10 protein-coding genes and 2 pseudogenes are annotated in these 12,941 nt (G+C 59.1%); 9 read left to right on the top strand and 3 right to left on the bottom strand.

Annotated elements, in window-relative coordinates:
* A pseudogene (locus F561_RS0112130) lies at positions 1–262 on the top strand (IS4 family transposase); the annotation flags it as partial.
* Positions 263–482: 220 nt separating this feature from the next.
* On the opposite strand, the gene F561_RS25390 reads toward F561_RS0112130, so the two are convergent.
* Positions 483–1,364 carry a manganese catalase family protein gene (locus F561_RS25390; protein WP_019010238.1) on the bottom strand — a complete coding sequence of 294 codons (882 nt, stop codon included), beginning with the start codon at positions 1,362–1,364 and terminating at the stop codon, positions 483–485.
* A gap of 404 nt (positions 1,365–1,768) precedes the next feature.
* Between F561_RS25390 and F561_RS0112120 the strand changes: the two genes are divergently transcribed.
* The 5 genes from F561_RS0112120 to F561_RS0112100 all read left to right on the top strand — a co-directional run bounded on the left by F561_RS0112120 (position 1,769) and on the right by F561_RS0112100 (position 6,207).
* Positions 1,769–2,653, top strand: coding sequence for a heme/hemin ABC transporter substrate-binding protein (locus F561_RS0112120; RefSeq protein WP_019010237.1), 885 nt, complete (start codon positions 1,769–1,771; stop codon positions 2,651–2,653).
* Positions 2,650–3,714, top strand: coding sequence for a FecCD family ABC transporter permease (locus F561_RS0112115; RefSeq protein ID WP_019010236.1), 1,065 nt, complete (start codon positions 2,650–2,652; stop codon positions 3,712–3,714). Before F561_RS0112120 ends, F561_RS0112115 begins: the two co-directional genes overlap by 4 nt.
* Positions 3,711–4,559, top strand: coding sequence for a heme ABC transporter ATP-binding protein (locus F561_RS0112110; RefSeq protein WP_019010235.1), 849 nt, complete (start codon positions 3,711–3,713; stop codon positions 4,557–4,559). The genes F561_RS0112115 and F561_RS0112110 overlap by 4 nt, the downstream gene beginning before the upstream one ends.
* A 14-nt stretch (positions 4,560–4,573) precedes the next feature.
* Positions 4,574–5,458, top strand: coding sequence for a heme/hemin ABC transporter substrate-binding protein (locus F561_RS0112105; RefSeq protein ID WP_019010234.1), 885 nt, complete (start codon positions 4,574–4,576; stop codon positions 5,456–5,458).
* Between the two features lie 392 nt (positions 5,459–5,850).
* On the top strand, positions 5,851–6,207 hold the full coding sequence (locus tag F561_RS0112100; protein WP_026298851.1) for an antibiotic biosynthesis monooxygenase family protein: 357 nt from the start codon (positions 5,851–5,853) through the stop codon (positions 6,205–6,207).
* A 673-nt stretch (positions 6,208–6,880) separates the two neighbouring features.
* On the opposite strand, the gene F561_RS0112090 is transcribed toward F561_RS0112100, so the two are convergent.
* Positions 6,881–8,488, bottom strand: a complete 1,608-nt coding sequence (locus F561_RS0112090) for an ABC-F family ATP-binding cassette domain-containing protein (protein ID WP_245556508.1) — start codon at positions 8,486–8,488, stop codon at positions 6,881–6,883.
* A 900-nt stretch (positions 8,489–9,388) separates the two neighbouring features.
* Here F561_RS0112090 and F561_RS27220 point away from each other — a divergent pair.
* Positions 9,389–10,264 (top strand): hypothetical protein, encoded by an 876-nt coding sequence (locus tag F561_RS27220; RefSeq protein ID WP_157451823.1) that lies wholly within the window; start codon positions 9,389–9,391, stop codon positions 10,262–10,264.
* Between the two features lie 262 nt (positions 10,265–10,526).
* On the opposite strand, the gene F561_RS0112075 is transcribed toward F561_RS27220, so the two are convergent.
* Positions 10,527–11,180: a pentapeptide repeat-containing protein gene (locus F561_RS0112075; protein ID WP_169389514.1), complete on the bottom strand. Its 654-nt coding sequence runs from the start codon at positions 11,178–11,180 to the stop codon at positions 10,527–10,529.
* A 253-nt stretch (positions 11,181–11,433) separates the two neighbouring features.
* On the opposite strand from F561_RS0112075, the gene F561_RS0112070 reads away from it, so the two are divergent.
* Positions 11,434–11,658: a hypothetical protein gene (locus F561_RS0112070; protein WP_019010227.1), complete on the top strand. Its 225-nt coding sequence runs from the start codon at positions 11,434–11,436 to the stop codon at positions 11,656–11,658.
* A 238-nt stretch (positions 11,659–11,896) separates the two neighbouring features.
* A pseudogene (locus F561_RS29975) lies at positions 11,897–12,841 on the top strand (IS3 family transposase); the annotation flags it as partial.
* Between the last annotated feature and the right edge of the window lie 100 nt (positions 12,842–12,941).

Here is a 12,941-nt window from a genome sequence, read left to right as displayed (position 1 = left end):
CCACATGACGCTCCACGATCACGTGGAGCGCCTACTCTGCCTATTGACCCTGGCGTACGTCTGGTGCGTGCTGGTGGGGGTTCTCCAAACCTGCACTGTGAAGGCGCACGGTCGGCGAGCCTGGAGTGTGGTGACGCTGGGCCTCCGGACCCTCGTGCGGACGTTCGTCTGCATCCACGAGCGTGGGGAGGCGGAAGCCCTGCAACTCATTGGGCTTTTGAAATCCAGCCAGACGCTCAATTCAGAAAGTGTCGGGTACTGAGAGAAATTCCCGTGCCCGGTGTGGTCTCTTGAAACCCAACTGATCTCGTTTTGCCGTCCGGGTAGGTCGAAGGTGAATTTCTGAATTAATCGGGCAAAGCGAGACCAGAGAAAGTACGCCGTAGTGGGGACGGAGCTTGGTCCCGCAGTCTGGGGCAAAGCACAGGATCAACTACGACGTACTCACCTCAAAGTCCTGCTAACGGTTTTCCTTCAGGGGTTCACTCCAGATCAGTGCTGGATTTCAGTTCTGTACTCGGAAAACCGGCTGTAATCAGCATCTGTTGGGTTTCAGCGTAGGCCTGTGGAATGGGCGGGGCCAGCATCGGCTGTTGGCCCATCGGCTTGGAGGCCCGGATACGGAACTCTCCGTTGCCGTCCAGCGAAGGCCCCTGCGTGAAGCGGCCTTCAGGTACCTCGACACCCTCGATGCCGTGGAAGAAATAATCGTAACTGACGTCCTGAATCTCCTCACTTTGCGGGAAACTGTTGGGAATTGGCAGCGTACCCTGATGCCCGCCCAATTCCTCGATGACAGCCAACCATTGCTGCTGATGCATGGTGTCCCGCGCGATCAGGAAGCGCAGCATGTCTTTCATGCCGGGGTCGTCGGTCAGCTCGAACAGGCGGCAGGCCAGGGCGCGTCCGGTGGCTTCAGCGGTCACATTTGCGTACATATCGGCGGCGAGATTGCCACTGGCGTACACGTGCGAGCCGTCAAAAGGCACGCCGTTGGCATCCGAGGCCAGCGCCGCCATCCCCGCCGAAAGGTACTGCCGGGGATCCATTCCCCCCATCATCGCCTCGACGACTGGATTGGCTTTGGCCACTGAGTCCTTGAGGCTGGTGGGGGCACCTTCCAGGTTCAGGGCCACAGCTGTTGCCAGCATCTCGATGTGGCCGATCTCTTCGGTGCCGGTAGACATCAGCATGTTGCGGTATTTGGCCGGGCCGCGTGCGCCGAAAGCCTGAAAGAGATACTGAAGGCAGACGCGAATCTCGCCTTCCACGCCGCCGATGGCCTGCTGAAGCAGCCGGGCAAAACGGGGATCAGGAGTATCGACGCGGACGGTGTACTGCAATTTGTTGTCGTAGTAGAACATGGTGCCCTCCTCAGGGTGCTGAGGGGTATTGGAACAGGACGGGTCAGGCAGTAGATAAGACAGGCCTCAGATCAGAAAAGAGTCAGCAGAATGGCCACACTTCAACTGGACCAAGAGACACTGATCTGGGTCTCATCCTGAAGAAGCCGTATGAGGCTCAGCCTTTCAGTTGCACTTGACCCGATTCCTACAATCCAACTCAGATTCACCCTTGGATCTCACCACCCACCATAATCTTGACTTATCCACTCGGATTAGTTCAGTATAGGCTGCAGAACACTTGTCGCTCTTCTGCGAGGTTACAGACAGCCGCGCTGGCTTACTGCCGTACGTCCAGCAGCCCTCTTTCCAGCGGGCTTCGCCACTTTGCTCTTTCTTTCCGCTCCTGACTCATGAGGTAGATCATGATTAAACGCACCCTGCTTGCTTCCGCTTCCCTGCTCCTGACCCCCGCCCTCGCCGCAACAATCAAGGGTGCTGACGGCGTCGCTGTTGACGTTTTCAATCCCAGACGTGTGGTGGCTCTGAACGGCACCACAGTAGAACTGATCTACAAACTTGGCAAGCAGAACACCATCGTCGGCACCGATATCACCGGCACATTTCCAGCCAACAAGATTGCGCAGGTGGGTCACTGGGCGCAGCTTCCCGCCGAGGGCATCATCGCGTTGAAGCCGGACCTGGTCATCGGCACCGCCGACAACTTCGCGGCGGGCAAGAACGGCGTGGTGGTAGAGCAACTGCGCGGTGCGGGCGTGAAGGTGTTGGTCCTGCCACGCAGCGACACGGGCGGGCTGGACGGCGTGAAAAGTCGTCTGAATCTGCTGTCTCAGGTGTACGGCGTGCCGAGCGCCGCCGCCAGCCTGGGCAAGACTTTCGATACCACTTTGCAAATTGTCAGAAACAATCGCCCGAAAGTGGCTCCCAAAGTCATCTTCCTATATGCCCACAGTGCCAGCGACGCCAGCATCTACGGCACCGAGGGCGGGGCAAATGAACTGATCGAACTGGCAGGCGGCAAGAACGCGGCTCCCTTCAAGGAGACCAAGACGCTGACTGCTGAGGCGCTGGTGGCGCTCAATCCCGACGCCATCGTGATGCTGAAGCGTGGTCTGGATTCGGTTGGTGGGTTGAATGGCGTGCTCAAGATGCCAGGTGTGATTCAGACCAACGCAGGTAAAAACAAACGAATCTATACGGTTGACGACTCCATTCGCTGGATCGGGCCACGGTTGCCGGAGTTCGCGCTGACGCTGGCCCAGCAGTGGAAAGCAGACTTCAGCACATGACCACGGCGGCGGTGAAAGCCACTGGTTTCAGTCGGCAACGAACGCGGGCTGCGTTGGCACTGACAATTTTGCCTCTCATGCTGCTTCTGGCAGTGATCGTCGCTGTGGGAACGGGCGCGGTAAAAATTGCCCCAGCGCAGGTACTGAGCATCTTCCTCTCACCGTTGGGGGTGGCTCCCCTCAGCGCCTACGACGAACAGCAGGCTGCCGTGCTGTCCGCCATCCGGCTGCCGCGCGTGGTCCTGGGCATCGTGGTGGGCGCGGGGCTGGCGATGGCGGGCGCGGCCATGCAGGGGCTGTTCCGCAACCCGCTGGCCGATCCGGGGTTGCTGGGCATCTCCAGTGGCGCGGGGCTGGCGGCGGCCATGAGCGTGGTGCTGGGCTTCAACCTGTTCGGGCTGTACTCGCTGCCGGCGGCGGCCTTCGTCGGCTCGCTGATTTCCACCGTGCTGATCTACCTCCTGTCTCAACGTCGTGGGCGGGTGGAAGTGACCACCATGCTGCTGGCTGGGATCGCCATCAATGCCCTGTGCGGTGCGGGAACAGGCCTGATGACCTTTCTGGCCAGCGACGAGCAACTGCGAACCATCACCTTCTGGAACCTGGGCTCGCTGGGCGGCGCGACGTGGCCCACCGTAATGAGCGCCGCGCCGCTGATCCTGCTGGGCGTGCTGGTCCTGCCTCTGACCGCCCGCGCCCTGAATGCCCTGCTGCTGGGCGAGAGCGGCGCGGCGCACCTGGGCATCCCGGTGCAAAGAATCAAGTGGATCATCGTGACACTGGTCGCCCTGAGCGTGGGCGCGGGCGTGGCTGTGGCGGGAACCATCGGCTTTGTGGGGTTGGTGGTGCCGCACCTGTTGCGGCTGGTCATCGGCCCCAACCACCAGACCCTGCTGCCTGCCTCGGCGCTGCTGGGGGCCACCCTGTTGGTGCTGGCCGACCTGATCTCACGCACCATCGCCATTCCCGCCGAAGTCCCGATTGGAATTATTACCGCGCTGTTGGGTGCGCCATTTTTTCTGTTCCTGCTGCGCCGTGAACGGCGTGAGGGGGTGCTATGACGCGCTGGACAGACGAAGAAGTCTTGTTCTACGCAGAACTTGATCGTGCGTGTAATCTTCCACGGGATGCCGCCCCACTACTGCGCGTTCATGATCTGAGTTACTCGGTGACAGGCCGAAAGTTGTTACGGCAGGTCAGCCTGAATCTGAAAGCGGGCGAGTTGTTGGTGGTACTGGGCCGCAACGGAGCGGGAAAAAGTACGCTCCTCAAACACCTCAGCGGCGAATTGCAGGGGCGTGGGGTGGAGCTGTTCGGCCAGCCGCTGGGCCACCATAAGGCCAGCGAAACGGCCAAACGCCGTGCGGTGTTGCCGCAGCAGACCGCCCTCTCGTTTGCCTTTGAAGTGCTGGACATCGTACTGCTGGGCCGTATTCCGCATGGGGGCCGCGAGACGCCCGAAGACCGCGCCATCGCCGTCAAATGCCTAGAACGTGTCGGACTGATGGGTTATGAAATGCGGAACATTCAAACCCTCTCTGGCGGCGAGCAGCAACGCGTTCACCTGGCCCGCACGTTGGCGCAACTGGACGGCGCAGGCCGGGACCGGGTGCTGCTCCTAGACGAACCCACGGCCAGCCTGGACCTGGCCCACCAGCATTCCACGCTGCGGCTGGCCCGTGAACTCTGCGCCGAGGGTGTGGGCGTGCTGGCCATCTTGCATGACCTGAATCTGGCCGCGCAGTACGCCGACCGGGTGTTGGTGCTATCAGACGGCGCAGTGCTGGCCCACGACATACCTGCCGCCGCGCTGACCTGCCAGACCATCCACGCGGCCTATGGCCATGAGGTGCTCGTCACCCGCCACCCCTGTCTGAACTGCCCACTGATCGTCAGCGCGAGCTGAACCGAGGAGAAACCATGAAAAAGTCCATTGTCAGTCTGGCCCTGCTGCTGAGTGCTGCTCAGGCACAAACCACCGTTACGGGGGCCGACGGTCAGCCCTTCGTCGTCCAGGATACCAGCCGCGTCATCACGCTGGGTGGACCGGTCACCGAGATTGTGTTCGCGTTGGGGGCAGGGGCGAAGGTGATCGCCGCAGACACCAGTTCCTACTATCCGGCTGCCGTTACCAGGCTGCCCAAGATCGGCTACCAGCGTGCCCTGACAGCCGAGGGGATCATCTCGCTGAAACCCACACTGGTCATCGCTACCACTGAGGCGGGGCCTCCCACCACATTGGCGCAGCTCAGAGCAGCAGGCATTAACATCTTGATCCTTCCCGTGGAATACACGCCCCAGGGAACAAAAACCAAGATCAGCACCATCGCCAGAATATTTGGGAAGGAGTCGAAAGCGGCAGAACTCAATGCTGGGATTGACCGCGATCTCGTCAAGGCAAGTCTGCTTACTGCACGGTTCAAATCACAGCCCAAGGTCATGTTCATCTACGCACGCGGAGCACAGAGCGTGCAGATCAGTGGCTCAGAGACAGCAGCCGACGCCATGATCCGGCTGGCGGGTGGTGTCAATCCCTTGGGCAGCGTACAGGGCTACAAACCACTTACCGCTGAGGCCGCTGTTGCCGCCGCACCCGACGTGGTGCTGATGCTGTCCGGGGGAATGGAGAGCGTGGGCGGGAAGGCAGGACTACTTAAATTGCCTGGTCTTGGGCAGACACCTGCTGCAAAGAATGGACGGATAGTTGCGCTTGATGATCTATACCTGCTGGGCTTCGGCCCCCGCCTGGGGCGGGCTGTGCAGGACTTGACCCTGCAACTTCATCCTGAACTGGAAGGGAAGTAGCGAACGTGCCGCAGCCTAATGCCTCTGGTGACGCATACGTTGCAGCGCAGCATCTTGCGCTGTTCGTGTGGCCCGCTTGACCTGCGCTGGGAGAACCTCAATCTTTCGTCGACACTGAAAAGGTTGCGAATCTGTGAGTTTTAGCGCTTCATAGAGCCAGCGCCTTAAGTCAGCACCGTCCCTCTTTCCAGTGGTGCCTGCCCAGTGAGACCTGCATTGTGGCTCCGGCAGCATGAGCCACTCGCTCCTCCTTCCTTACCCCCGGACTCCGCCACTTTCACGAGCCTGATCTCAGCGGTGTAAGGTGCGCCAGTGCAGCAAACTGACCTGTATACCCTCGACTGATCGCCCTCAAGAAACTGCTTTGAATCAACCCAATGGAGGAACCACCCATGATTACTGTCATGAACCGCATTGCCGTCCAACCTGAGTACGCCCAGCAATTTGAAGCCCGTTTCCTGGACCGCGCCCGACTGGTAGATGAAATGCCCGGCTTCGTGAGCAATCAGGTATTGCGGCCCGTCAATCCCGGCGATCCGTACATCGTCCTGACGCTATGGAACAGCCGTGAAGAATTTGAGGCATGGACCAGCTCCGACGCCTTCATCAAGGGACATGCCCGCAGCGGTTCACTGCCCAAAGAAGCTTTCAGTGGCCCCAACAAGCTCGAAATCCATGAGGTTATTCAGGATTCCAGCCGCCCTGATCTGAAAGAGGAACCGCGCGGCAAGGCATTCGGAATTCACTGATGACCGGAGCCTGAACCCGGCAGGTGAGTCAAGGCGAGGACATCGCCCACATCATCCAGCACATCAACAAGCACCTTATGCCGGAGTTGCTGAGGTATTCCTAGGCAAGACGCTGAGATCATTTCCGAACTGGTGCGTCGGCTGGACGGATTGCCGTTGGCCTTGGAACTGGTTGGCCACCGTGCGGCGCTTTTTGGTCCAGCTGCCCTATTAACGCAGGTACAGGCACAGTTGCTGGGGGCGGAGCCTATGATGCCCCGGAACGTCACCGTTCCCTACGGGAAGTGGCCTGCTGGAGCGTGAAGTTGTTGCCTCTCTCTCTAGGCGCTTTTCTACCGCCTGAGTGTATTCCCTGGAATGTTTACAGCCGAAAAAGCGCAACAGCTCACGCGCTGTGCAGTGGAGAGTGTGAATGCCCTCGGTGCCCTGATTGAACTTGTAGAACATCATCTGGTTGTGCCGCTCCCAGATGGCCGATTCCGACTCCTGGAAACGCTTTTGACTGTTGAGGTGGCTGACTCCCCAACACTGGCTGCTCAACTGATCGTCGTTTCACAAGTGAGTCGTGTGGCCTTCACCTGGTGGCTTTGCCCACGAAGCGCCGTGTCACCGTGAAGATCCGGTGCTCAGGCTCGGTTCAGGAACTCCACGGTGAGAGCACCTCTGCCCTGGCCTACTCTTCTTCGACGGTGCCGTTTCCCACTGTCCAGGTGCGCGTCGCCACCCGCTGGGACAGCCGCCGGTCATGCGAGGCAAAAATCATCGTTCCGGTGTAGGCCAGCAGCAGCTCTTCAAGTGCTTCGGTCATCTTGATGTCGAGATGGTTGGTCGGCTCGTCCAGGATCAACAGTTGCGCCTGCGTCACAGACAGCCGCGCAAAACCTAGCCGGGTACGTTGCCCCCCCGACAGGTCAGCGACCCGGAACGCGGGGCCGGGCAACTGCACATGCGCCGCCACCTCATGCAGTTGATGTGTCGTCAATGCTGGTTGGCTGTCCAGCAGCGCGTCCGCTACGGTTTCAAAGGCGTTCAGCTCCTCGGTATGCTGGCCCATCACAAAGGTCGTGAGTCCATGTCCCCACCGCACCTCACCTGAACTGGGCAGAACTCCCGTCAAGGCAGCCAGCAGAGTGCTCTTGCCGCTGCCGTTGGCCCCATTGAGTGCCACGCGGTCTGCACGCCGCAAGTACAGACCAACGCCGGACAGCACGGATTGTCCTCCACGTTCCACTTGCAGGTCCCGCACCGTCAACACTTCGCCCGGTCCAACTGGCGCGGCAGGAACCTCCAAGCGCAGCACCCGGCGATCTCGAACCGGTTGATCCACGGCCTGGGTCTCCAGACGCTCCAGCCGTTTTTCGATGGCTTTGGCCCGTCCGGCCAGGGTATTGGACACGTCCTGTGCCTTGTTTTTCGCGCTGATCAGCGGGACGTTTCCGGCGCGGCGATGGCTGAACGAATTGGCGCTTCTGGACGCACTACGGAGGCTGGATTCCTCCGCCTTGAGCGCGCCTCGTTTGCGTTGGTACGCGGCGTACTCCCGCTGCTGGGCCTCCTGCAGGGTGGTCTTCACCTGCATGGCCTCGGTATATCCACCTGGATAGAGAGTGAGCGTACCCCGCTCCAGTTCGGCGGTCCGGGTCGCCACGGCATCCAGAAAAGCTCGGTCATGGCTGGCAAATACGAAGGCAGACGTCGAACTCAAGATCCAGCGCTCCAGCCAGGCGGCTCCGTCGTCGTCCAGATGGTTGGTCGGTTCGTCCAGCAGGTAGACGTCGGCGGAAGTGAGCAGCAGCCGAGCCAACATCACGCGCCGCAGTTGTCCTCCGGAGAGCTGCGCGAGGCGTGCCTGCTCCGGAACGCCCAGGCCGCTCAGAATTAGGGAGGCCCGCGCGTCAAAGCTGTACCCACCCAGCACACGGTACGCTTCCTCAGCGTCGGCAAAGCGGGCAAGTGCTTGGTCACTGCCCCCGCTCAGGTGCGCCGAGGCCAGCTCAAAAGCAGTGCTGGCCTCCACCAGTTCAAGTGGCCGGAGCACGTCCAGAACCGTTCCATCGTCGGTCAGGCTGTGTTGGGTCAGGAGGACGACTCGCCCTGAAGAGAAGACGTGGCCTTGGTCGGGATGATCCAGCCCGGCCAGGAGCCGCAGCAGGGTTGTCTTGCCCGCACCGTTGGCACCCACAAGCGCGAGCCGCTCGCCTGCGGTAATGGTGAGGTCGACCTTCCGAAAGATTGTCTGGTCGCCAAAGGAACGGGCGACCTGGGTGGTTCGTAACAGCAAGGGAAACCCTCCGTCATGCAAAGGCCAGCCTCAAGGAGAGGCGGCAACGTTGGCAAAATTGACGGGGGTTAGTGGCGCAAGTGTTTAAAATCCTTGAAGGAAGGGAGACAGGACGCCGGGAAGCCCGGACGCGTCTGCAGGAGTATAGATCATTCCCAACTGTCCAGCAGGTTCTGACCACTCAACCTCGGTGCGCTCATCAGGTCTGCCTGACTGCAAGCCATCCCGTTACGGGGTTCCACTTCGTCTCATCCTGCACGCTTCTCGGCTCTCCCAGCGGTTCCCACTGAGCTAGAGCGATGTTCAGGAAGTGCGGCAAGGGCGCGGCATCATCATCAGCCACGAACCCTGCGGAGTTTCCGGTGGCCTCTGGACGTGTTCCGGCTAGGGACACAGTAACACCACTGCAACCAATTTCATTGAATCAATCGCTTTGGTCCCTTTCAATTCGAGCGTCAACACCGAAGAAAAACCCTCCAGCACAAGGTTATCCCGCCCTTTCCTTGTCCACTCCTTCTCTGAATCGCAGCGAGACGCGGCCAAGCCTCGCAGGAGGCATCACTGCGCACCCGGCCCCTTGATCCGATATTTACAGTCGTCTCCACATCTCTCCTTAACAATCGGGTTGGTCGATATGATCGATTCATCTGGTGTCATGAACGAGGTCAGCTTGAATTCAGCCGTCGAAAACCTGTGCAAGAACTCCCGGATCTCCACGCCCACATCGAAAGCGCACCGCTCCAGTTCCAGGTACCAGACGGGGCCTTACCTGATGTGATCCGGTCACTGTGAGCTCAGTTCAGCAAGATTAAGTACTGTTCGTCTTTGTTTGGGTCCAGGTCGGGCTTGACACTCGGTTCTGTTCATCACCTTCACGGGGCGAGTCTTTTAAACTGCCTCATGGTTCCACCAGACGACTTTCAACTGCCTGATGAGGTTGATGTCCGTGAGGAACGGGCTTCGTTTTCCTCCACCCGACAACATGTCGGGGCAGCAGGATTGATCCAGCTCGACATCCTGGAAAAGATCATTCATGCTGGACGTGAGCAACTCGTCGTCACGCAGGCACTCCGGCAGGTGGTGGCCTCAACCATCCAGCAGCAGCGGGCCACGGCACCGGCTCAGATCGGCACCCTGGCCCATGATCAGCAGATCAGACTTCAGGAGATCGTTACCTCCGGGCGGGCGCAGATCGAGACGGCCCACCAATTGCGCCTGAACATTCAACAGACTTTGACTCATATCCGTGAAACCCCACTGGAACAGGTCAGCGGGCATCTGCTGACCAGTTTGAGCGAGTCGGTTCGCCAGCAGGTGCAAGACCTCGAACAGATCATCCAAGCAGCCGTTGGGCAAGCCAGCTCACTGGAACAGATCGCACAGTTGGAGCAGGTCGGTGTGCAGGCGACGACTCGTCTGCAGGAAGCGGAGCACACCCGGAGCGAACATGAACTGGTGGGACTGGAACGTCAGGCCACCGAGTCTCTGGAATATATCCGCCGCCTTGAACAGCAAAGGCAGAGGGACGCGAACCACAAATTGGAACTGGTGGCAGAGGCACATACCGCTCAACAGCAAATCGCAGAATTGGAGGCCGCAAATGCAGCGGATCAACAGGAAATCACCCGTCTGGAAGACGCGCGGGACGTAGCACAGAGACAGCAGCGGGAATTGGACCGGGCCTCCCAACAGCTCCAGCAATATCTGAGGGAACTACGCGAACACCTCTCCGGGCCAGAGGAAGAACGCCGGAGAGGTAAACACAGCGGGCACTAAGTCCCTTCCAGAGCGAGAAGTGGCCTGGATGGGCCTTCCCAGCGCTGAATCTGATGCACCTGGGTGTTGGACGGCACTCTAGTCAACACACGCGCCTTCCTATGCACCACTTATGATCTAAGTCAGCCTTTCAAGCCCCTGCACCCGCAGGGAACGTCGTCACAAGAAAGGAATTCTGACAAGCCAGATATTGAAACCTCCAGAACGCTGTAGTTGGGGCCTCTTTAAATAGCGGCGTTACGTGTCAGGAGCAGGCTCACTTTCATAACACCATCACCTTGACATCCAGAAGGTAGGCCAAATCGACCAACTGTTCTGCTTCAACTATTGCACCGGCCACCTCGCGCAACCCCAGCCGCGTTCTAGACAGTTCTGAGCCTCTCAGATCAGCGCCAACGAGCTTTGCACCCATAAAGTCGGTTTGAGACAGGCGGCAGCCACGAAACACTGCACTGGAAAGTTCGGCGTCCATGAAAGTCGCCTCCCCAAAATCGCATTCTTCAGCCCAGAAATTCTTCGTGTCCGCCTTAAACCATAAGGATAGCTGTGCCTGCGCCCGGGTCAGAGCAACGTGCCGTAACCGTGCCTCTGGCATTTGCAGCCCCAGCAGCCGACAGTCCACGAATTCAACCCGTTCCAGACTGAGTTCATTCCATTGTCCTCCCGCCAAAATGCACTGTTCAAAGCGCACATCGGCCAACCGAATCCGGTGCCACTGAACCCGGCTCAGATTTACTTCGCGGAAGACACACCCTTCAAATGAAACACTTTCCAGAGGCTGATCTTCAAAGGAGAGACCTTCCAACAGGCGGCCACGGTAAATGGCTTCATCTTCCAGTGCTTCCGGCGAGAGCAGTTGTAAGCCGACACGCGGGAACTTGGGCCGGTTCGGGGGCTTGAATGTCGGCGGGAGCATGACCAACACCATAGCTCTGTCATTGGATCAGGCGTTCGCGTTGCCTTTCTGAGCGAATGCAGTTCCATTGAACAGGCCCGGTCACTGTGGTAGACCTTTTGCTGCCAACAAAAGACCAGCTCAAGTCTGAGGAAATACATGTATTCAGGCTTCTGCTTTAGCCCTGCGAGATTCCCGTCAGATGCTCGACGCTAGGCTGAGCCATGAACCGAGTTCCTGACCCCTGCCTGCCGTCCTCTCACTCCCCTACCCGATGAAAGAGAGTGGTTGGCAGATCTGGTTGGACGGCCTGCCGTCGTCCCGCCCTCAGTTGCAAGAAGTTCAGGCCAATCTAGAACGTCAGGTGGTGTTCATTGAAGCTCGGTTGGCTGCCATTGGACAGGGTGACCGCCAAGCGGAGGAGCGGGCGCTTCGGGTCAAACTCAGCACCCTCAGAAGTCAACTGACTTTTATTCATATGAGAATGGACGCAGCTTAAACGCGGACCTCATGGGGCTGTCCAGACCTGATTTGTCGGTTGAGCTAATTCTGTAGACAGGCAAGTTTTGTGCCACGTTTCCACGCGCTTGTGCTGCCGTAACCATATTGTCAGGCCAACCCAGCTGCGACTTTTGACCACGTGTGGAAAACGTGTTGTTGATGGCTTTTTCGAGTGGTGTGAGGGTAAGTCGATGTTCCACACATGGAGTTCAGCTCCGATTCACGCGGAGGCACCTATGACCCAACGCAAAACCTACACCGCCGAATTCAAGCGAGACGCAGCTGGGCTTGCGCAGTCCACCGACAATATCGCAGGCACTGCCCGCGACCTCGGCATTGGACTTTCAGCCTCGAGAAAGTGGATCAAAACCGACCAGCACAACGGAGAGTTAGCCTTCCCTGGTCAGGGCCGTCAGCTGGTGACACCCGAACACGAGGAACTGAAACGACGGCGCAAGGAAAACGAAATTTTGCGTTAGAAACGTGAAATTTTGAAAAAAGCCGCGGCCTTCTTTGCCAAAGAGACCACGCGTTGAGAGACGTTTTGATCCAACAGTGGCGCAGTCAATACCCGTTGAAGGTGTTGTGCCGGGTGCTGGACGTGTCCAGCAGTACGTTTGACAGCTGGCAAGGAAGCCCCACCTCACCACACGCTGAGCAGGATACGCTGCTTCAGCAGCGCATCCATGAGCTTCACCAGGCCAGCAAAGGGCGCTACGGTGCGCCTGAGTGCTGAAGGACGACACGTTTCCCGCAAGCGGATTTTGCGCTTCATGCGGGCTGGCGGCCTGCGGGCCAGGGGAAAGCGACGATTCGTGCGCACGACTGCCAGCGAACACACCTGTGCGGTCTCCCACAATGTGTTGAACCGAAAATTTGCCGTTCAGCACGCCAATACGGTGTGGGCTTCTGATTTGACATTTATTCCCACCGAGGAGGGGTAGCTGTCTTTGGCGCTCACGCTTGATCTGCATTCGCGAGCCGTCGTGGGGTATGCCATGGAGGTTCATATGGCAGCGACCTGACCGCTCGGAGTGTTGAAGATGGCGGTAGGCGCACGAAAACCGCTTCCTGGCCTTCTGCAGCACAGTGACCGGGGAAGTCCATACGTCAGTCAAGCTGTTCAGGCTGAATTGCCGCGCCTTGATGCTCAAGGCAGCATGAGCACTTGTCTTGAGTGTCAAGTGTGGCGATGCGAATCAGCAGCTCCCAGCCCCCAAGCAAGGTCCCAAAACGGGCCTGCACGAGCTCTTGAGGCTCAAGCGGAGGCGGGCAGCTTGA

The organism is Deinococcus aquatilis DSM 23025 (assembly GCF_000378445.1).
In the GTDB taxonomy this organism is placed as follows: domain Bacteria; phylum Deinococcota; class Deinococci; order Deinococcales; family Deinococcaceae; genus Deinococcus; species Deinococcus aquatilis.
This window is presented reverse-complemented; position numbering and strand designations above follow the sequence as displayed.

Coding starts and splice junctions, on each gene's coding strand:
- F561_RS25390 (WP_019010238.1), bottom strand. CDS start 1,364: ATGTTCTACTACGACAACAAATTGCAGTACACCGTCCGCGTCGATACT.
- F561_RS0112120 (WP_019010237.1), top strand. CDS start 1,769: ATGATTAAACGCACCCTGCTTGCTTCCGCTTCCCTGCTCCTGACCCCC.
- F561_RS0112115 (WP_019010236.1), top strand. CDS start 2,650: ATGACCACGGCGGCGGTGAAAGCCACTGGTTTCAGTCGGCAACGAACG.
- F561_RS0112110 (WP_019010235.1), top strand. CDS start 3,711: ATGACGCGCTGGACAGACGAAGAAGTCTTGTTCTACGCAGAACTTGAT.
- F561_RS0112105 (WP_019010234.1), top strand. CDS start 4,574: ATGAAAAAGTCCATTGTCAGTCTGGCCCTGCTGCTGAGTGCTGCTCAG.
- F561_RS0112100 (WP_026298851.1), top strand. CDS start 5,851: ATGATTACTGTCATGAACCGCATTGCCGTCCAACCTGAGTACGCCCAG.
- F561_RS27220 (WP_157451823.1), top strand. CDS start 9,389: ATGGTTCCACCAGACGACTTTCAACTGCCTGATGAGGTTGATGTCCGT.
- F561_RS0112075 (WP_169389514.1), bottom strand. CDS start 11,180: ATGCTCCCGCCGACATTCAAGCCCCCGAACCGGCCCAAGTTCCCGCGT.
- F561_RS0112070 (WP_019010227.1), top strand. CDS start 11,434: ATGAAAGAGAGTGGTTGGCAGATCTGGTTGGACGGCCTGCCGTCGTCC.